Origin of the sequence: Streptomyces sp. NPDC005811, from assembly GCF_040630405.1 — a bacterium.
Classification (GTDB): Bacteria; Actinomycetota; Actinomycetes; order Streptomycetales; family Streptomycetaceae; genus Streptomyces.
Map to the genome: position 1 here is coordinate 13154 of NZ_JBEXXK010000010.1, position 19680 is coordinate 32833.

A 19680-nucleotide genomic window follows, 5' to 3' on the forward strand; every position below is an offset into this window, starting at 1 on the left:
CGGTGAGAGGTGGTGCGTGGGGTGGGCTGTTGTGGTGGGTGCCGGTGGGTCCGGGGGTTCGCCCGGTTCAGCCGGCGAGGCGCAGCGCGGCGGTGTCGAAGCTCAGGCGTTCCTCGTGGCGGTGCGTCAGGTCGTCCCAGACGCGGCTCTCGATCCCGTCCGGCAGCAGCGGCGCGCCGCGCCCGAGCCGGGCCGCGAGCCGGTGCAGGGCGCCGAGCAGCCAGGCGGGCGCGTCCCCGGTGCCGGAGCCCGGCCGTTCGCCGTGCCGCCAGTACCCGAGGCAGGCCGCGGCGGCGAGCACGACGGTGTACCGCTCGGCGAGCACGAAGGACTCCGGGCCCGCCGTCACCGTCCGCTCCCGGGGCCGCAGCGCCGCGCACCGCTCGCGCAGCTCCGCCAGCTCGGCCGTGAAGGCCCCGCAGAGCGCACCGAGCACCGGTTCGTCCGCGAACTCAGCCGCCGCGGCGAGGAGTTCACCGGCCAGACCGTCGGCGCCCCGGGCGTTCACGGCGAGCGGGCCGAAGTCCAGCGCGGGCAGGGCTCCGCCGAAGCGGAACAGCTCCGCCGGGGCCGGCGCGCCCTGTCCGGACCAGCTCCGGTGCGCGAGCTGGGACAGCTGCGGGATGATCGTCGCCAGGCAGACCGTGCTGTTGGCGTGCCCGAAGGTCGCCGCGGGCAGATCGCGCAGCTGCTTCTGGAAGATCCCGTAGGGGCCCTCCCGCAGATACGAGCGGGCTCCGAGCAGGGTGGCCAGCGCATGGCTGGACTCCTGGATCATCTTCGGCACCAGGAACTTGGCCGCCGCGGTGTAGACGCTGGTCTGGTCCGGCAGCACGTGCAGCGCTCGCGCCGCCGTGGTGGCGAGGCAGTCCCCGGCGAGCAGGTCCAGGTAGGCGGCCGTCAGCGTGGCCCGGGTGTACGGCAGATCGGCGACCCTGAGGCCGTACAGCCGTCGCTCCAGGGCGAAGTCCACCACCGTGCGCAGCTGGGTGTCGGCCCCGCCGAGCGCCACGCCCGGCAGGACGCCGCGCGTGGTCTGGAAGGCCTTCAGCACGGTCTCCATGGCCCGTCCGGCGCCGCCCACGATGCCCGTACCGGCGTCCTGCGGCACCGGGCAGGCGGTGAACTCGACGCCGCCGATACGGCAGCCGCGGACTCCGGCCGTGGGGAAGCGCGGCAGCCGGCGGTGCCGGTCCCCGGGCAGGTCCCGCAGGTCGACCAGGACGTGCGAGTGGCTGCGCGGGCCCGCCGCCGCGGAGGTCCGGGCGAGGAAGACGGCGGCGTCGGCCCGGGCCAGGTTGTTGACCACCTGCTTGCCGCCGTCGAGCACCAGGTCGTCGCCGTGCCGGGTGGCGGCCAGCTCCACCCGGGTGAAGTCGTTGCCGTGCGCCAGCTCGTTGTATCCGGCCGCCGCCTTGCCGCCCGCGAGCAGCAGGTCGGCCATCCAGAGCTGCTGGGGCGCGCTGCCGGAGGCCCAGACGGGCGCCGCCGCGATGTAGTTGGTGATGCCGTAGCCGAGGCCCAGGGCGCAGTCCCGGCGGAACACGCTGCGCAGGACCAGTGCCATCTCGTCGGCCTGGGTGAGCCGGCCGCCGAGCGCCTGCGGCACGAACTCGGCGTTGAGGCAGAAGTCGTCGAGCATGCGCTCGCCCTCGGCGGGCAGCTCGCCCCGCTCGTCGGCGGCCAGCACGGCCGCGTATCCGAGGGGGTTGGCGTCGTCGTACGGATCGCCGAACCGCGCCTCCAGGTCGGCGACCCGCTCCCGTGCGGTACTCGTCATGCCCGGTCACCCCCGAAGGCGTTCTCGCGGTGGTTCAGCAGGGTCAGGGGGGCGCCGGCGTCGTACTGCTCGCGAAGACGGCCGAGAAGACGGTCGTACGCGCCGAAGTCCTCGCGGCCGCCGGGGCGCAGCTGCTCCATGAGCCGGCCCAGACAGGCCTCCAGCCAGACCGGGTCGCGCCACAGCAGGGCGTCCTCGGGCCGCTCGGACCGGTTGCGCAGCCACAGCTGGACGCAGCAGGCCGCGCTGAAGAGCAGCGTGTAACGCTTGGCCAGCGCGAAGGCGTCGGCCGGCACCTGCCGCGCGGTGGGCCGGTACTCGGCCATCCGCTGGTGCACCTCGTCGGCGGTCTCCCGCAGCCGTGCCGCGAGCGGGCCGAGCGAGGCCGGCAGCTCACCGTCGGCGACCAGCGCGAGCAGCGCGTCGGTGGCCGCCGGCAGGCTCTGGACGACGCTGGCGCCCCGGCGGGCCACCAGTGACAGCCGGTCGCGGTCGAAGGCGGGCAGCGGTTCGCGCAGCGACACCGCGGTGGCGAGCCCTGCCTCGTCGGTCCTGCCCTCGCGGTAGTTCCGGGCGAGGCTGGTGAACTGATTGACCAGCATGTTCAGATTGACCAGCGTATTGCCGTCGAAGATGCTCACGATCCGGTGATCGCGCTCCAGTTTCTGGAATCGCCCGTGCCGGAACGTCTCCGTCAGGAAGGCCCGTGCCCCGAGGAGCTGCCCGAGCCGCCCGATGAGCTGCTCCATTCCCGTCGGCACCGCGAACTTGGTGGCCGCCGAGACGACACTCATCTCCCCCGTGAGGGCGTGGATGCTCCGGCTCGCCACGACACTCGTCGCCTCGGCGGCCAGCAGATCGGCGTACGACTCACCGAGCACCCGGCGGGACTGCGGCAGGTCGATCAGCAGGCTGCCGTACAGCCGGTGCTCCAGGGTGAAGTCCGTGCCGAGCCGCAGGGCGTGGTCGGCCGCCCCGAGCGACAGCGCGGCGCACAGCGTGCGGGTGAGCTGGAGGCTCTTGAGCACGGTCTCCAGACCGGTGCCCTCCTCGCCGATCAGCGCCGTCCGGGGCACCTCGGCGCCCTCGAAGGCGATACCGCTGATGTCGGCGCCGCGGATCCCATGGGTGCGCGCGGCGGGCAGACACCGGTACGAGCCCGGTGCCAGCCGCTCCTTGTCGATCAGCAGCAGGCTCAGCCCACGCGGTCCGGCGTCGCGCGCGGTGCGGGCCAGCAGCGAGACGAAACGGCCCCGGGTGGCGTTGTTGATCAGCCACTTCTCGCCGTCCACGCGATAGCCGCCGCCCGTCGGCAGCGCGGTCAGCTCTCCGGCCAGCAGATCACTGCCGTGCTCCCGCTCGGTCAGTCCCCAGGAGGCGACCGCGCCCCGGGTGATCTCCCGGCCGAGCCGTCCGGCCTGCTCGGGGGTCCCCGCCACCCAGACGCAGACCGCGCCCAGATACGTCTTGCCGTGCGCGATGGCGACGGTGAGGTCCCGGGCGGCCACGACCCGCATCAGCTGGAGGACGTCCTCGTAGCTGCGCAGCCGCCCGCCGTGCTCCTCGGGCACGTAGTGCGCGGGCAGTCCGAGGCCGTCGAGCATCCGGCAGACGTCCGCGGGGAACTCCTCGCCCGCGTCCAGCGCGGCGCACCGCTCGTGGGAGAACACCTCGCACGGATCGTCCGGGTCACCGAGCAGTCGGTCGAACTGCCGTGCGAGCGCGAAGGGGGGATGCGTCGGCGCCTCGACGGACACCCGCTCCGGAGGCGCGACGAGCCGCACGCCACTCATGCGGCCTCACCCGCATCCGCCGTGCCCGCCTCCGGGATGCCCGCCGTCGTCTCGCGCGCCGCGCGGACGCCGGTGTCCAGGACCTCGTGCAGCGGCTCCAGCTCGCCGGCGAGGAAGCGTCGGCGCATCAGGCCGCGGCGGATCTTGCCGCTGGTGGTCTTCTCGACCCGGCCCGGCCGCACGAGCACCACGTTCCCGATCCGGACGCCGTGCCGCTCCGCGGCGACCGTACGGATCCGCGCCACGACATCGGCCAGGGTCGCGTCCTCCAGCTGCGCCGGGCGGACCTCCTGGACGACGACGATCTCCTCGGCGGGCGCCGGCACCGAGAAGACGCTGGTGGCCAGCGTGCCCAGGGACGGGTGCACACCGCGCGCGTCCCGCTCGATGTCCTGCGGGTACAGATTGCGGCCGTGCACGATCATCATTTCCTTGAGCCGGCCGGTGACGTACAGCTCGCCGTCGAGGAACGCGCCGAGGTCCCCGGTGCGCAGGAAGCCCGGCTCCCCCGACCCCTCGGCCCCCGCCGGCACCGCGTGGAACGTCCTGCGGGTCTCCTCCTCGTTGGCCCAGTACCCCCGCGCCACACTGCCGCCCCGGACCCAGATCTCGCCGATCCGGCCCTCGGCCGCCTCCGCCCCGGACACGGTGTCGACGACGCGCACGTCCAGTCCGCGCACCGATCCGCAGCTCACCAGGGGCCGCCCGGTGCCGTCGGGGCCGACCGGAAGCAGCCGGTTCTGCTCCAGCGCGGCCGGGTCGACGTCGAGGACGAGCGGCTCCTCCGCCGGCGGGCGCCCGGAGATGAACAGGGTCGTCTCCGCCATGCCGTAGCAGGGCAGGAAGGACGCGCCGCGGAATCCGGCGGGGGCGAACCGCTTCGCGAACCTCTCCAGGACGGCCGGGTCGATCGGCTCGGCCCCGTTGCAGGCGATGCGCCACTGCGACAGGTCGAGGCCGGCCACCTGGTCGTCGGTGAGGCGGCGGGCGCACAGGTCGTAGGCGAAGCTGGGCGCCGAGGTGACGGCGACCCGCTGCCGGTCCACGATCTCCAGCCACAGCTGGGGGCGCTTGAGGAAGTCCACCGCCGACAACAGCGTGGTCGTCGACCCCAGGTACAGCGGCAGGAGCAGCAGTCCGATCAGGCCCATGTCGTGGTACAGCGGCAGCCAGCTGCAGAAGTCGTCGTCGCCGTCCACCTGGAGGGCGGCCTGCATCAGGGCGAGGTTGTGCCCCAGGTGCCCGTGGGCGACCATCACGCCCTTGGGGTCGCTGGTCGAGCCCGAGGTGTACTGGAGGAACGCGAGCGCGCCCGGCCCCGCGTTCCCGGGCCGGCGCCACGCCGTCGCCTCGCCGCCCGCCTCGGCCCCGGCGGGCGTCTCGCAGAGCACGGTCCCGAACCCGTCCTCGCGCAGCCAGTCGGCGACCCCGGCCAGGCTGTCCCCGTCGGTGAACACCGCCGACACGGCGGCGTCCCTGGCGATCCCCGCCGTCCGGGCGAGGTGATGGCGCTGTCCCCCCGGCTGCGGTGCGGGCACCGGGACCGTCCCGGCGTACATGCAGCCCAGGAACGCCTTGACGAAGTCGAGCCCCGTGGGCAGCAGCAGAAGCACCCGGTCACCCTCGGCGACCCCCGCGCCGCCGAGCCAGTGCGCGATCCGACGGGCCGACCGGTCCAGTTCGGCGTACGTGACGGTCTCGTCCGGCGTGTCATGGCCGGCGAAGACGACGGCGGCCCGCTCCGGTCGGTCCCGGGCGTGCTGAAGAACGAAATCCGGGAAGAATACCGACATTGCATCCGGAAGGAATTCCGAAGAAGACAAGGCTCCGCCCCCAGCACGAGTCGACAGTGAGAAATCGGCATGGCCCTCAGGAACGGCCCTGGGGCGTTGTCCCGGCGCATGACGCCGAAACCCGACACCATCGATCCTGGCCAGTTGTCGCCGTACGGTCCACCGCTGCCGGCGGCAGCATGTTGCAACGGCCGTACCTTGCAAGGCCGGTGCGGCGCGGGGGATCAGCCGGGTGAGACGAGTCCGGTCTCGTAGGCGAAGACCACGGCGTGGATCCGGTCCCGGAGCTGCAACTTGGCCAGAAGGTTGCGGACATGGGTCTTCACCGTGTGCTCACTGACCACCAGCGCGGCGGCGATCTCCGCGTTGGACATGCCCTGGGCGATACAGCGCAGGGTCTCCTCCTCCCGTGCGGTCAGCTGCTGGAGCAGGGACCGGGGTTCTCCGGCCCGGCCGTGCGCGCCGCCCTCGCCCTCCCCGGCGAAGGCCTGCGCGGAGAGCGGGGCGGGGGCCCCGCCCGGGGCCGGCGCGGCGCCCGGCGGCAGGGGGCGCGCGTACTCGGCGATCAGCCGCCGGGTGATCGAGGGGGCCAGCAGGGCGTCCCCGGCCATGACGACCCGGACGCCGTGTACGAGGTCGTCGCGCCGTACGTCCTTCAGCAGAAAGCCGCTGACCCCGGCCTTGAGCGCGGTGTGCACGTATTCGTCGAGGTCGAACGTGGTCAGCATGATGACCTTGCAGTCGCTCTCCGCGCAGACCTGCTGGGCGGCGGTCAGTCCGTCCATGACCGGCATCCGCACGTCCAGCAGCAGCACGTCCGGGCTGTGCTCGCGGACCGCGGCCACCGCCTGGGCCCCGTCCGCCGCCTCGGCGACGACCTCGATGTCCGGCTGCGCGTCCAGGATCATCGCGAATCCGGTCCTGACCAGTTCCTGGTCGTCGGCCACCACCACACGAATCGCCACGACAGCTCTCCTTCCGGGGCACGGGTCCCGCCGACCACGTGGCCCGCTCGTCCTCAGCTCAGCGGAAGCGTCGCCTCCACTCGGAAGCCCCGGCCTTCGGGGCCCGGACCGGCCTCGGCGCTGCCGCCGCAGGCCGCCGCCCGCTCACGTATCCCGACCAGCCCCCGGCCGCTCCTGATCACGGACGCAGACCCTACCGGGCGCCGGCCGTCGCCGCCGTCGTCCTCGATCTCCAACCGCAGCCCGTCGTCGACGCGTTGGAGCCGGACACTGACCGTGCGGGCCGTGGAGTGCTTGACCACGTTGGTCAGCGCCTCCTGGATGATCCGGTACGCCGCCGAGTCCGCCCCCGCCGACAGGGGGGCGGTCCGCCCGCCGTCGTCGAGCCGGACGTCGATACCCGCGCGGCGCACCCCCTCGACCAGCTCGGGCAGGGCGGCCAGGCCCGGTTGCGGAGCGGTCTGCGCGGTTTCGTTCGCGTCCCTCAGCACGCCGAGCAGGGCCCGCAGCTGGACCAGCGTCTCGCGGCCCGTCTCGGCGATGGAGTCGAAGGCGCGCTCCGCGCGGTCGGGCGCGGAACGGACCACGACCGGCCCCGCCTCGGCCTGGACCACCATCAGGCTGACCGAGTGGGCCAGGATGTCGTGCATCTCGCGGGCGATCCTGGTCCGCTCCTCGGCGGCCGCCTTCGCCGCCTCGGCCTCCTGCTCGCGCTCCAACTGCTCGGCCCGCCGCACGAGTTGTTCGTTGAGCTGACGCTGTGTCCAGACCAGCGAGCCGAGCATCAGCGCACAGCCGAACGTCAGGATGCTGCTGAAGGCGCCGCCCAGTGACCGGGTTCCCAGGACGGCTATGACCACGGTGGCCGCCGCGATCACCGCCCGGGTCCGCGGGGCGGTGTGGGCGGCCGCGGTGTAGAGCGCGATCAGCGCGGCGAACTGGAACTGCGGCTGGATGGCGTGGGCCAGATGGCTATAGGGGCCGAGGGCCGCCCAGACCAGCACCATGCACAGCACGGGGGCCCTGCGCCGCCAGGGCAGCGGCGCGGCCGTCGCGACCGCCAGCAGGTACATCCACCAGGGCCACGGGGAGCCGTCCGGCTGCCGGCTGGCGATCAGCAGGCGCACCGACACGGTCGCCGCGGTCAGGGCGAGCGCGGTGTCGAGCAGATAGGGGTTGCCGGCTGCGGTCCGGTGCAACGACCGGGCCCATGCCGCGGACGTCTGCGGGAACGGGGACAAGTCACGGCCTCCTGGCGGGCTGAACTGGGGAGAGCCTGGCCGATGGAGAACACCCGGCGCAACGGCGAGGCAGGGCTCGGCGGGCGGCTCACACGCCGCAGGCGTCGTCCAGGGCCTGGGAGTCCTTGTCGAGCCGCATCATGTCGGTCGTCAGGGCGGGCACGTCGGACAGCTCCAGGCCGTCCCCGTCGAAGCGGGCGATCATCCGGTCGTAGTCCGCGGAGGTCTTCTCGAGCCCCTCCTTCACGTCCTTGTCCTCGGTCTTCGCGGCCAGGTCCTTGATCTCCTGCGACAGGTCCTTCGCCTGCTTCAGGAACTTGCCGGGGTCGCTCACCGGGTCGGCCGTCAGCTTGCCCGACCCGCCCAGCACATCCGACTCCCCGCACGGCCAGGGCCCCTGCTGCCGGGCCACGACCTCCCCGACGGCCCATCCCGCGCCCACTGCCCCGAGGGACAGCACACAGGCGGTGGCGAGCCCGACGGCGTAACGGCGCTTCATGTCATTCCCCCTGTCCGCCGCCCGGGACCTCCGGTTTCCGGCGTGACACAAGATTCGCCGACCACCCCCCTCGACCACATCGCTCGCCGGGCTGATCATTCGCTCTCCCTCTTGAGAGGTAGGGGGATGAGACCCCGGTCCCCTACGGGTCGACCCCGGGACTCCCCCGCCCTCCCGGGGATCTCAGCTGCCGCGATGAGCCCGGGGCACGGCGTACCCCGCCCGAGGGACCCGGAAGATCGCTCCGGCTGGCGATCACCTCACCCCCTCCCTAGGCCCACGATGACGGAGGCAGCAGCCGTCTCCACCCCTTCCTCCCAAGGAGCCTCACCCATGACCCCCCGCACCGCCTTCCTCGGCGCCCCCCTGCTGACCTTCACGTACGGAGTGATCCGGATCGTGGACGGCCTGGACGGAGTGCGCGGCCCGGGCACCGCCTGGACCGTCGGACACCTGGCCTTCATCGCGGCCATGACCCTGTTCACGATCGCGTTCGGCGAGATGAGCCGCATGGCGGGGAACAGCCGGCTCGCCACCGCGGTGTCGGCGGTCGCCACGGCCGGCGCCCTGTGCCTGACCGCCCAGTTCACCATCGACGTCGTGGCCGGCGCCCTCACCGACGACCACGAGACGATGAGCGAGGCCATCACCCGGGTCTCGGCGCTGCCCGGGGTCTCCCCGGTCGTCTACCAGGTGGGCCCCTACCTCTTCTACGGCGGCATGCTCGCCCTCGTCCTCCTGCTCGCCGTGACCCGCCGCGTCAAGGCATGGACGCCGCTCCTCGTCCTCTGCGACCTCCTCCTCCCCCTCGTCGACAAGGACCTCATCCCCCTCGGCGCCACGCTGCTCCTCGTCTCCTTCACCTCCCTGTCCCGCCGCGTCCCGGCCGCCACCACCGCCGGAACCCCCGCGCTCCCCGTCCCCGGCCGGCCGGCCGCGGGCTGAGTACGCCTACTCATGCCAAGCCGCACCGCCCCGGGGACGATGGGCCTGTTCGCAGGACATTTCACAGGGCATTGCGCAGGACATTGCGCAGGACATTGCGCAGGACATGGGGACGGGAGCCGGGGGCATGGGCAGATTTCTGGGGGCGGTGCTGGCCGTCGTGGCGGCGGCCGGAGCGCTGATCCTCGCCCACGTGGCGGGCGCGCCGACGGCGGTGGTGTTCGCGGTCGGAGCGGGCGTCCTGAGCCTGCTGTGGCTGACGCTCCTGCTGACCCTCCCCTGGAACCTCTACTTCCGCGCGCATGCGGTGCTCGCCGAGATCGCGGTGAGCCGTGAGAAGGGGCTGGAGATCTCCGCGGCCCGGGACAAGGAGGCGGCGCGGATAGCCCGCGTGATGCTCCGGGCGGCGGTGGCGGGCCATCTCCTGACGGCGGCGACGGTCATGGCGGTCACCTGGGCGACGGGCGAGTTCACGGGCTACTGGTTCGCCGCGTTCTTCCTCCTGAGCACCTTCTTCCGCCCGGCCGGCGCCTACTTCGGCCAGCTCCGCCGCCGCCTGGGCACCCTCCTGAAGGAGGTCGCGTACCCGCGGGACGACGTCGTGGAGCTCCGTGCCCGGCTGGACCGCGCCGAGGCCGGAACACGGGTCCTGGAGGAGAAGGCGGAGGAACAGTACAAGGCACTCGCCGAACTCCGCCGTACGGTGGACGCGCTGGCCCTGAGCACGCACGACCGGGCGGAGGGGACGGACCGCCGACTCACCGCGCTGGGCCGCGAGTTCGAGTCCACGGTGAACCGCCTCACGGACAACCAGGAGATCATCGCGGGGGTGAAGGCGTTCCTGCGCCTGCTGCGCTCGGACGATCTGAGCGACGGCGCGGCCCCGCGCTCACGGTGAGAGCCTAGGACCGGGGCACGATGCTCACCGCGCGGTAGTCGTACCCGTCCTGTTTGAAGCCGGGGGCTTCCCAGACGAGTTCGACCTGCTGCCCGGCGGACAGAGTCCGGAAGCCAGGCTGCTGGATGTCGGAGTAGTGACCGAAGCAACCGCCGGGCGTCTCGGGCGAGTCGAGCACGCCCCATCCTTCTTCGTCGTACCACTCACGAACCGTCGCGTTCACCATGGCGAAAATCCTACGGGAGCCGCCGCCGACGCGACTGACTATACGCCGCGCGTATACACCGCATGTATAGTGCGCGGGAGTTCGAGCGCGACGGTGGAGGCTTGCATGGCGACGACCACGACCCAGGACGGCCTGGCGGCACCCGGGAGCGGTCTCGGCGGGTGGGGCGCGATGGTGGCGGGGACGACCGTCGGCGGGGTGCTGCTCGGCGTGCTCACCAACCTGGCCCAGGGCCGGCTCCCGGGAGCCTGGAACCAGCTCGCCAACTCCGGGGCCGTCTGGTCGGCCGTCGCCTTCGCCGCCGGCGCCCTGCTCGCCGTCGGATCCGGCTCGATACGGCGGTCCGCGGTCGGCGGACTGTGCGCGGAGGCCGGGCTGGTGGTGGGGTACTACGGGTACGCCGAGGCCGGGCGCGACGGCATGGGGTCCCTGTTCTTCCCGCTGGTCTGGCTGGGGATGGCCTGCGTGGCCGGGCCGTTGTTCGGCGTCGCGGCGTACTGGTGGCGACGGGGCGAGGACGTACGGCGCCGTGTCGTCGGCCTGGCCGCGTTCGCCGGCCTCTTCGGGATGGAGGGGACGATGGCCGCCCGGGACCTCCACTACGCGTCGCAGGCCTGGAGCTGCTTCGCCGTGTCCGCCCTCGTCCCGCTGCTCCTGGCCCGTACGCACCGGGAGCGCGCCCTCACCCTGGCGACGGCCGTACCGTGCGCACTCCTCGCGTACGCCCTCGTCGAACTGCCCCTGCGGGCGGTCTCCGCCTGAGGTCACCAAAGGAGCCTCCCCGGTGATGACTCCGGTGAGGCTCCGATGGCCGGACGTGCTCGGCTGTTCAGCCGTTCTGCTCTTCGACACGAGCGTGCACGAGGATGTCCACCGCCTTGCGCAGGGCGGCCTTCAGTTCCTCCCGCTCGTCGCGCACACGGTCGACTCGTCTGCCGGACGCCTGGTAGGCGGTCTCGAACGCGACCCACGCCCTGTACGCCTCGAGCATCGACTCGAAGGGCGCCTGGCCCAGCTCGTCCTGCCGCTGAAATCCCAGGCGAGGCTCGTGACTTGCCATCCACATTTCGAACCGCGCATGTTCGGCCATGTATTGCGCCGCGATTTCGACCACGTCGTTGCCGACGATGTTGCTGCCGATGACCTGGACACCGAGATTCAGGGAAGGTGATGCCGTCGGGGCGTAGAGGGCCTCCGGGACCTTGCTGCCCGGCTGCGGAGCCCTGAGCCAATCCCATTCGCCCGCCATCACAGCTTCCTTCTCTCAAAGGTGGTTTCCAGCAGCCAGCTCGCGATTTCCGACGATGTCGAGACCGGCATCTCGTATCCGCCGGCCTTGAGGATCATGGCACAGAACGTCACACAGTTGTTCAGCTTGTTGTCGTGCGGTCCCAGGTTGTTGTCGTCCAGGTAGTAGTCCTGCGCCTGACGTGCTCGCCTGGCGTTCGGCAGAGGTACTCGGATGACATCGGTGCCGGGAGAGTGAGCAGAATCCCTCAGGCCGACGATGGAGTCCTGCCCCACCTGGGAACCCGCCTCGGTGTGGACCGGCGGGCCGTCGTGCGTCACCGCGATCGACGCGTGCCCTTGTTCCCTGTCCAGGTAGACGTCCGCATAGCCCGCGGCGTCGTCGTCCGGCCCGCAATTCTGATTGTGGACGAGGACCGGGGTCCGCCCCGCCAGCACGTAGTACGTGTGCAACATGCTGACGGTGAGGTTGTGGACCGTGGCATCCAGCGCCGTCCACCGCTCGACCGCCGTGATCTGGACCAGCGTTCCGGCGCCGGTGCGCAGCCACTCACCGGCCTTCAGGTCGGTGGCGTCGACCCACTCACCGAGTTCCGGGACCCAGAAGGGGTGCCCGTCGGTCGCGGTGACCTGGGCGGTCTTCGCGCCCTTCGTGCCGTCGGTGTCGATGGTGACCTCGACCAGGTGCTTGATGCCCTTGCCCTTGATCTCGGCGGTGACCGTCTCCGCCGTGGTCTCGCCCGTCTCCGGATCGGTCGCCAGGACCTTGTCGCCGGCCTTGACGTCCTTGATCGGCTTGGTGGAGCCGTCGGCCATCAGAACCTTGGTGTCCGGCGTGAAGCTGTTGACCGGGCAACTGGCGCCCTCACCACCGGACCCGCCGCCCGAGTCCTCCTTGCCCGACCCGTTCCGCGACCCGCCGGACTTGTTCTCCGCCTTGCCGCCGCCCTTCGAGCCCTTCGACTGGGCCTGGGCGCGGGCCTTGGCCTGGACCGGGTTGCCCTTGGCGCCCTTCGAGCCGGTCTGCGCCTTCTTCTTCACCGCCTCCGCGGCGCGTTTCGCGGCTTCCCTGGCCTTGCGTTTGGCCTCCGCCGCGGCCGCCTCCGCCGCCTTCTTCGCGCGGATCAGCGCGGTCTTCGCCGCCTTGGCCGCCTTCATGCCGATCTCGGCCGCGCGCTTGGCCACCTTGAACGCCTTGACCGCGCTCATGGTGCCCTTGAAGGCGCGCCACATCTTCTTGCCCTTGGAGAAGACGCTCGTCCACGGGATGGCGTCCATCAGCAGACTGCCGCAGGCCCACAGGTCGCCCTGGGTGAAGCAGCCGACCACGTCGTTCCAGCCGATGAACTCCTTGAACACGGCCCAGCCGGTCGCGAGGATCACATCGCCGATGGAGCGGTTCAGCGTCTTCTGGTACTCGGCGATCTTCGCGTCCAGCGCGGCGATCGAGGCGTCGAAGCTGGAGGCCGAGGAGGTGAGGCCGGACGGGTCCGCGTGCGTCACCGGGTTGTTGTTGGCGTACGAGTAGCCGTTCGCCTGGAGCGGGTCGCTGTCGTCCAGGACCGGGTCCGCGGAGAGGAAGCGGCCCGTGCCCGGGTCGTACTCCCTCGCCCCCATGTGCGTCAGACCCGTCTCGGCGTCGTCGTCACCCGTGTGGAAGCCGGTGTGCGAGCGCGGGTTGAGGTTGGTGGAGCGGTCCTCGCCCCACGGGTCCCGCTTCGCGACCCGGACGGACATGCCGCCGTCGAGGCGGACCTCCGCCAGCGGCGTGCCGTTGAGGTCGGTCGCCTGGGCGAAGACCTGCTCGGAGGTGCCGGTCGAGGCCTGCTCGCGGTAGCGGGTGACCGACGGTCCGCCGATGCCCGCGTAGGTGCGCTCCGCGTAGCGGACCTTGCCCGTGAGGGTCACCGAGACCTTGGTGTCGGGCAGGTTCAGCACCGCGCCGTTGGCGGTGCGCTCCAGCAGCCGGTTGCCCATGGCGTCGTACACGTACGTCGTCTTCGCCGAGGGCTTCCACAGCTGGGTGGCGACCGTCGAGTTGCAGGCGGCCAGCGTCAGGTCGGTGCCGGCCGTCGCGGCGGACGTGGACAGGCACAGTCCGGTCGGGACGTGCTTGATCTGCCCGGTGCTCAGCGTCTGCCAGCGCTGCGCCGCCACCGTGTTGTCGCAGGCCTGGATGAGGACGGCCGAACCCGCGGCGGTGCCGTTCGGCTGGGCACAGCGGCCCGCCACCACGAACTGTCCGAGGGTCGCGTCCTCGACCGTGCCGTCGCTGTTGGCGTCGGTGGCCTGGATGCGGAAGTTCTGCGCCTTGCTGCCGTTGCAGGCCCAGACCTGGAGGGCGGTGCCGGCGGTCGTGCTGGAGCTGCTCAGGTCGACGCAGAGCTCGCTCGCCCCGACCCAGGCCCCGGAGCCGTCCGCGCCGAAGCCGGTGACGGACTCGACCTTGCCGTCCCAGGTCCAGGTGAGGGTCTGGGCGGTGTCGCCGCCGGTGGAGCGGGTCTCCAGTTCGCCCGCGGCGTCGTAGGTCTGCGTCGAGCGGGTCTTGACCGCCGCGCCCGCCGCCGTCGTCGACGAGGCGGTGGAGGAGGTCAGGGTGTGCGGCTGGTCGTTCTTCGCGGTGTCGCTGGTGCCGTAGAGGTAGTCGGTGACGACGTCGCCCTTGGTGTCGCGCACCCCGGAGGTGAAGGTCGGGTCGGCCTTGTACGCCGTCTTCCTGGTGCGGTTGCCGAGGACGTCGTAGTCGTAGGACTGCCAGTAACCGGAGTTGTTGGAGGAGACGTTGACCGTGCCGTCGGAGTAGACCGGTTCGGCCGTCGACTTGCCGGAGGCGGTGCAGGCGCCGCCGCCCGGCGTGGTCCACGCCTGCTTCAGCTGACCGAGCGTGTCGTAGGTGAAGCACTGCTGGTCGGTGGTGGTGCCCATGCGGTCCGCGACGGACAGGACGTTGCCCGACGGGTCGTAGGAGTAGGACCGCTTGCTGACCTCGCTGCCGGGGACGACCGCGGTGTCGGGGGTAGCGGCCTCCCGGACGAGCCTGCTGGTGAGGAGCTCACCGGTGGACTCGTTGAAGGTGTTCTCCTGCCACAGCCGGTGGCCCTGCTCGCCGATGGTGGAGCGCAGGACCTGGCCGTAGGGGGAGTAGGAGGCCTCGGAGGTGTACCAGTCCTTGCCGGAGATGGAGGTGGGCAGGCCCGCCCGGTTGTAGCGGGTGATGACGTCCTCGGCGTCGAGGCCGCCGGCCGCCGGGGCCGTGTAGGTCTCCAGCTGGCCGTCTTCGTTGTACTGGTAGCTGTACTTGTACTGGGTGGCGAAACCGTCGGCCGTCAGCCCCGCGGTGGAACCCGGCGGGAGGGCCGTGGTCATGTCGGTGGGCTGGTAGTCGGCGGTGTAGCCGCCGATGGTGGTGGTGTAGGCCTTGCCGTCGGTGTAGCGGGTGGCGGAGGCGAGCTGGCCCTTGCCGCCCGTCGCGCCGTCGTAGGCGTAGGTCTGGGCGAGGGTGGCGGTGGTCGAGCCCTTGGGGGTGACCTTGACCTGCTCGACACGGTTCAGGCGCTCGTAGGAGTAGGCGACCGTCTGGCCGCGCGCGTCCGTCGCCTTGTCCACCCGGCCGTAGGCGTCGTAGTCGGTGTGCGTGGCGCCCGCGTCGGGGTCGGTGGTGTCCGTGATCCGGCCCAGGGCGTCGTACTTCCAGGTCCGCGTGTTGCCGACGTCGTCGGTGCTGGTGACCATGTCACCGCGCAGGTCGTAGTCGTACGTCGTGGTGATCGCGCCGGCCTCGGTCAGCGAGGTGTCGCTGAAGGTGTCCTGGCGGGTGGTGCGGCCCAGCGCGTCGGTCCACACCCGGGACGCGGGGGTGCCCTTCGGCTGGCGCACGACCGTGTAGTCCAGGGCGTACTCGTAGCGGGTGCGGCGGTCGGTGGTGGTCACCGTCTTGCCCGCGTTGGTGAACGACTCGCCCGTCTGCGGGTAGGAGCTGTGCACCGGGGTGACCGTGAGGACCCGGCCCAGACCGTCGTACGTGTACGCGGTCGCGTTGGGGACCAGGGACTCGGAGGCGGGGACGACCAGGTCGGTGCCCGGGTCGCCCTCCATGTAGAACGCGTTGCGGGTGTAGCGGACCTGGCCGGCGCTGTTGTGGAGCGTGTCGGTGATCAGCCGGCCGCCGTCCACCGCCGGGGTCTGGGTCTGGCGCTCCCGGCCCAGGCCGTCGTAGATCGTGGTGGAGGACTCGTACCGTCCGTCGCCCGCGGCGGTGCCGGGGTTGTCGGAGAGGGACTCCGTCACCACCGAGACCGGCTTCTTCGGGTCGATGTTGTAGGTGTACTTGACCGTCGGGTCGTCGGTGGCGGTCTGGGTGGCGTCCCAGGCGGCGACGGCGCGGCCCAGCGGGTCGTAGTCGTACGTCGCGCTGCGGCCGTTGGCGTCCGTGGACTTGATCGTGGTGCCGCGGCCGGGCTCCAGGGTCGTGGTGTCGGTGAAGCCGGCGACCACGGCGCCGTCGACGACCTTGTTGCCGGTGACCGTCTCGATCTTGTAGACCTGCCCGCTCGTCGGCGTGTAGGCCGTGGTGTTGTACACGCCGGTCGGGTCGGTGACCTTGGTGACCCGGCCGGTGGAGTCGTACTCGGTGCGCGACTCGGGGTTGGCGGTGTCCCAGCCGGTGCCCGCGCCGGTCGGCGTCTCCGTCCGGGTGACCAGGCCCTTGGTGGGCGTGGCGGTGGACGAGGTCGCGCCGTCGTAGAACATGCGCGAGGCGGTGACCAGGGTGGCGCCGGTGGAGCTGGAGAGGTCGGTGGAGCAGGTGCTGGTGCCGGTGGTGGTGACGGTCCGGGCGACCAGGCCGACCAGGTAGGTGGTGCCGGAGGTGTTGTCGACGTACGAGGTCGCGGTGCACGACTCGTCGCCGGAGACGGCCGTGTCGCCGTAGTCACGGACCTTGGTCGGCAGACCGTAGGTGGAGTCGTACTCGGTCTCGGTGGTGACCGTGTGCAGGGTCAGCCCGTCGGCGGCCTTGCCGGAGGCCTTGGAGATCGTCGAGGTCTTGCCGAGCGTCACCCGCTCGGAGACCACGTCCGGGCCGTCGGTGCGGTTGCGGGTGGCGAGGCGGACCGGGGCGTCGGGGTAGTTGACGGTGCGGGCGACCCAGCCGGTGGTGGTGTCGGCGGACGCGTCCGGGTAGGTCAGCGACTCCGCGACCATGCCCGCGTACGCCTTGCGGTCGGTCCCCAGCGTCGCACCGGTGACGTCGGTCGTCACGACGGAGCGCTTGACGTCGTCGGAGGCCTTCTCCGGGGTGTCGTCCGCCAGGACGTCGTCGTTCATGCCGCGGAAGTAGCGGGTGACGGACTTGGAGGCGACGCCGCCGTCGGCGGCGTCCGTGGTGCCGGTGGTCGTGGTGACGAGGGGGAAGCCGCGGAAGTCGTCCCAGGTGCGCTTCTTGGGGCGGGAGAACTCCGACTGGCTCTTCGCCCACAGCGCGCCGTCGACGGCGTCGCCGTCCGTCTCGTACGTGTACGTCGTCACGATGTCCTGCGCGTCGGCGAGACGCGGGAACTCGGTGATCTTCTCGACGACATACTTATGGAACCAGGAGATCCGTTTGTCCTCCAGCTCACCGTCGGCGTGCCAGTACGCCGGGTAGCAGAGGGAGTGGTTCTTGTCGATCGCCGGGCGGTCGGCGCCCGTGAGGCACTTGCCCTCGGGGTCCTTGTAGTCGACGTGGGTACGGCCGCCGTACTCGGAGACGACGTCCTGGACGCGCAGCCGCGCGAACAGCGGGTCCTTGTCGGAGGAGCCGTTCCTGACCCGGTTGGGCAGGGCCTTCTCGTTGTGCCCGAAGGAGACCGGGTTGAGGCGGTCGGTGGAGCCGTCCACGGCGTACCCCGTGCGGGTGACGGACTCCAGCCACAGCGCCGTGTACTCACCGGTCAGGTTCCACGGGAAGGACTGCTTCAGGCCCCAGGAGTCGACCTTGGACAGCGCGGTCGTGGTCACCGTGTCGCCGTCCAGGCCGCAGGCGTTGCGCTGGCCGGTCTCGTTGCCGTCGGCGTCCGAGGTGTACTCGGTCAGCTTCACGCCCTGCTCGCGCTGGGTGCAGGCGTCGACGGAGGCGAGGCGCTTGCGGGACCAGAACGTCGGGGCGTACGTCGTGCACTTGCCGCCACTCGCGCAGGCGAGGTCGGCGGGGGTGTCGAACCAGGGCCGCGTCCGGTCGGACTGCTTGGAGTCGAAGTTGGTGTTCGAGCACGCCACGTTCAGGGCGGGATCGTCGAAGCAGCGCTCCCGCGCGTTGAACTTCACCCGGCCGAGCGGCTCGTCGGAGAAGAGCGTGGTGGCGCGCTGGCCGTAGTCGATGTGGGAGAGGTAGCCGCCACGGTCGTAGGAGACCGCCGGCTTCTCCTTCATGTTGCGCGCGTAGGCGTTCTTCTCCTTCTCCCACCACAGCGACATCGCGTTGCCGGTGGTGTCCACGACGTAGTCGAGCTGGAAGCGCCAGCCCTGGTCGCAGAAGGAGTCCTCGAACTTCGCGGCGTGGCAGGGGTCCTCGGAGTGGTTGCCCGCGACCGGGACGTTCAGCACCGAGTCGGTCTCCGCCTTGCCGGAGGTCCAGCCGGGCAGCCGGTTCAGGCCGAAGTAGTACTGGGTGCCGTCGTCGGTGGTGATCCGCCAGAACTCGCCGTTGTTGTCGCCGTTGTGGGAGCCGTCGATCCCGGTGAGGGCCTTGTAGTCGGCCGCGTCGAGCAGTTCGACGCGCATGTTCTCGCCGCGCGCGCCCTTCCACTGCTTGGTGGTGTCGTCACGGACCAGCTCGGTGGTGGTGCCGTTCAGGGAGAGGACCGCGTTGTACGAGCCCCAGCACTGGTCGCCGGTGAAGTGCTTGGCGTTGTTGGCGTCGGCGGTGTCCGCGGCGCAGCCCACGAACGTACGGGTGATGGAGCCGGGGTTGTAGTCCCAGCCCTCGCCGACCCAGGAGACCTGGTTGTTCGTGGAGGACGTACGGCCGTCGGAGGTCTGTGAGTTGTAGCTGAGGGTGACGTTCGGCGTCGGTCCGGCCGGGACCTGCGGAGCGGCCATCGTGTACGAGTAGCTGAACGCGCCGGAGGAGCCGCCCGCCGTCCAGGAGCCCGCCGAGACGATGGGGCTGGCGCCGAAGTCGCCGCCCGAGCCCGCGCCGTAGGAGCTGCCGACCAGCAGGCCTCCGCCGGAGGAGTCCGCGATCTGCCGGACGGCGCCGGCCGCGTCCTCGTGCCAGACGGCGGAGTCGACACCGCCGGCATCCGTGCTCACCGCGGTGTTGGTGGTGGACGCGCTGCTGCCGACCGACGCCAGGTCGGCCGTGTCCAGGGTGACGTTGACGAAGGTCTCGGGGACCTCGATGGTCGTGTCGGTGGAACCGGTGACCTCGTCGCCCGCGGTGTCCTCGCCGGTGTCCGCCTCGGAGCCCGAGGAGTCACCGGCGTCGACGGCCACCGTGGCGGTGTCGCCGGTGCGCTCGACCTCGGTGGTCACCGGGATGCCGGTGGAGCACTCCTCCAGGTCGGGGGTGGTCGCGTAGCAGGCCGGCATCAGGGTGAAGGAGAGCCGGTCGAGCCACTGGGCGCTGTAGGTCTCGGCGAGCTTGGTGGCGTCGATGGAGACGACCGCGTCACCGGTGGCGGTGTCGGGCGCGTCGACCGCGAGCAGGAAACCCTGGGCTCCGCTCGCGACCGCGTCCGCCTCGGGCGCCGCGGCGACGCTCCACTGGCCTTCGAGCGCGTCGGCCTCGGCGGGGGTGGCGCCCTCGGGGGCGCCGACGCCGATGGACATCGTGCCGTCGGCCGACTTCGCGACCTCGGTCGTGCCGCCCGCGGTCACGGCGTCGACGGCCTTGGTCCCGGAGGCCTCCGGGACCTCGGCGACCGCCGCCGGAGCGTAGGCCCGCTGGGGGTCGGTCGCGGCGGAGCCGGCGAGTTCCTCCAGGTTGTCGGTCAGCTTCTCGTCGGCCGGGACGGCGTCCGTCTCCTGGAGGTCCTCCAGCTCGACGGTCGTACGGGGGTCGCTGGGCCCGAAGGCCACGGCACCGGGCAGCAGGGCGACGTTGAGGGCGAGAACCAGACCGGCGATGACGCCGACCCGTGTTCTGCGACGGACCAGTCGTTCACGCGGCGATCTCGCCAGCGAACCCCTGCCGCACCAGGACAGCACCGTATGCACGGCCAAGTTGACCTTCCCCCGTCACAATCCAGCAGAAACACTCGACGCAATGGCGCTTGGTGAGCGTGGACTTACAGACCGAGCACGAAAATAAAG

At 71.4% G+C, this 19680-nt stretch carries 12 protein-coding genes; 3 read left to right on the top strand and 9 right to left on the bottom strand.

Annotated elements, in window-relative coordinates; all coding sequences use genetic code 11:
* Positions 1–67: 67 nt before the first annotated feature.
* The 6 genes from ABZ490_RS12960 to ABZ490_RS12985 all read right to left on the bottom strand — a co-directional run bounded on the left by ABZ490_RS12960 (position 68) and on the right by ABZ490_RS12985 (position 8071).
* The gene (locus ABZ490_RS12960) at positions 68–1780 is read right to left on the bottom strand and encodes an acyl-CoA dehydrogenase family protein (protein ID WP_358988552.1); all 1713 of its coding nucleotides are present in this window, start codon (positions 1778–1780) and stop codon (positions 68–70) included.
* Positions 1777–3573, bottom strand: a complete 1797-nt coding sequence (locus ABZ490_RS12965; RefSeq protein WP_358988554.1) for an acyl-CoA dehydrogenase family protein — start codon at positions 3571–3573, stop codon at positions 1777–1779. The genes ABZ490_RS12960 and ABZ490_RS12965 overlap by 4 nt, the downstream gene beginning before the upstream one ends.
* Positions 3570–5366, bottom strand: a complete 1797-nt coding sequence (locus ABZ490_RS12970; RefSeq protein WP_358988556.1) for a fatty acyl-AMP ligase — start codon at positions 5364–5366, stop codon at positions 3570–3572. The genes ABZ490_RS12965 and ABZ490_RS12970 overlap by 4 nt, the downstream gene beginning before the upstream one ends.
* A gap of 224 nt (positions 5367–5590) precedes the next feature.
* On the bottom strand, positions 5591–6331 hold the full coding sequence (locus tag ABZ490_RS12975; RefSeq protein WP_358988557.1) for a response regulator transcription factor: 741 nt from the start codon (positions 6329–6331) through the stop codon (positions 5591–5593).
* 53 nt (positions 6332–6384) lie between these two features.
* Positions 6385–7572: a sensor histidine kinase gene (locus tag ABZ490_RS12980; RefSeq protein WP_358988559.1), complete on the bottom strand. Its 1188-nt coding sequence runs from the start codon at positions 7570–7572 to the stop codon at positions 6385–6387.
* Between the two features lie 88 nt (positions 7573–7660).
* A complete protein-coding gene (locus ABZ490_RS12985; RefSeq protein ID WP_358988561.1) occupies positions 7661–8071 on the bottom strand; it encodes a hypothetical protein in 411 nt (136 codons plus the stop codon).
* A 333-nt stretch (positions 8072–8404) separates the two neighbouring features.
* On the opposite strand from ABZ490_RS12985, the gene ABZ490_RS12990 reads away from it, so the two are divergent.
* Positions 8405–9016 carry a hypothetical protein gene (locus tag ABZ490_RS12990; protein WP_358988563.1) on the top strand — a complete coding sequence of 204 codons (612 nt, stop codon included), beginning with the start codon at positions 8405–8407 and terminating at the stop codon, positions 9014–9016.
* Positions 9017–9143: 127 nt separating this feature from the next.
* Positions 9144–9914, top strand: coding sequence for a hypothetical protein (locus ABZ490_RS12995; RefSeq protein ID WP_358988565.1), 771 nt, complete (start codon positions 9144–9146; stop codon positions 9912–9914).
* Between the two features lie 4 nt (positions 9915–9918).
* On the opposite strand, the gene ABZ490_RS13000 is transcribed toward ABZ490_RS12995, so the two are convergent.
* Positions 9919–10140: a cold shock domain-containing protein gene (locus ABZ490_RS13000; RefSeq protein ID WP_358988567.1), complete on the bottom strand. Its 222-nt coding sequence runs from the start codon at positions 10138–10140 to the stop codon at positions 9919–9921.
* A gap of 105 nt (positions 10141–10245) precedes the next feature.
* On the opposite strand from ABZ490_RS13000, the gene ABZ490_RS13005 reads away from it, so the two are divergent.
* On the top strand, positions 10246–10902 hold the full coding sequence (locus ABZ490_RS13005; RefSeq protein WP_358988569.1) for a DUF6518 family protein: 657 nt from the start codon (positions 10246–10248) through the stop codon (positions 10900–10902).
* 67 nt (positions 10903–10969) lie between these two features.
* On the opposite strand, the gene ABZ490_RS13010 is transcribed toward ABZ490_RS13005, so the two are convergent.
* Entirely contained in the window at positions 10970–11389 is a 420-nt protein-coding gene (locus tag ABZ490_RS13010) for a hypothetical protein (RefSeq protein ID WP_358988571.1), read from the bottom strand.
* The gene (locus ABZ490_RS13015; protein ID WP_358988840.1) at positions 11389–19584 is read right to left on the bottom strand and encodes an RHS repeat-associated core domain-containing protein; all 8196 of its coding nucleotides are present in this window, start codon (positions 19582–19584) and stop codon (positions 11389–11391) included. Before ABZ490_RS13015 ends, ABZ490_RS13010 begins: the two co-directional genes overlap by 1 nt.
* Positions 19585–19680 lie beyond the last annotated feature (96 nt).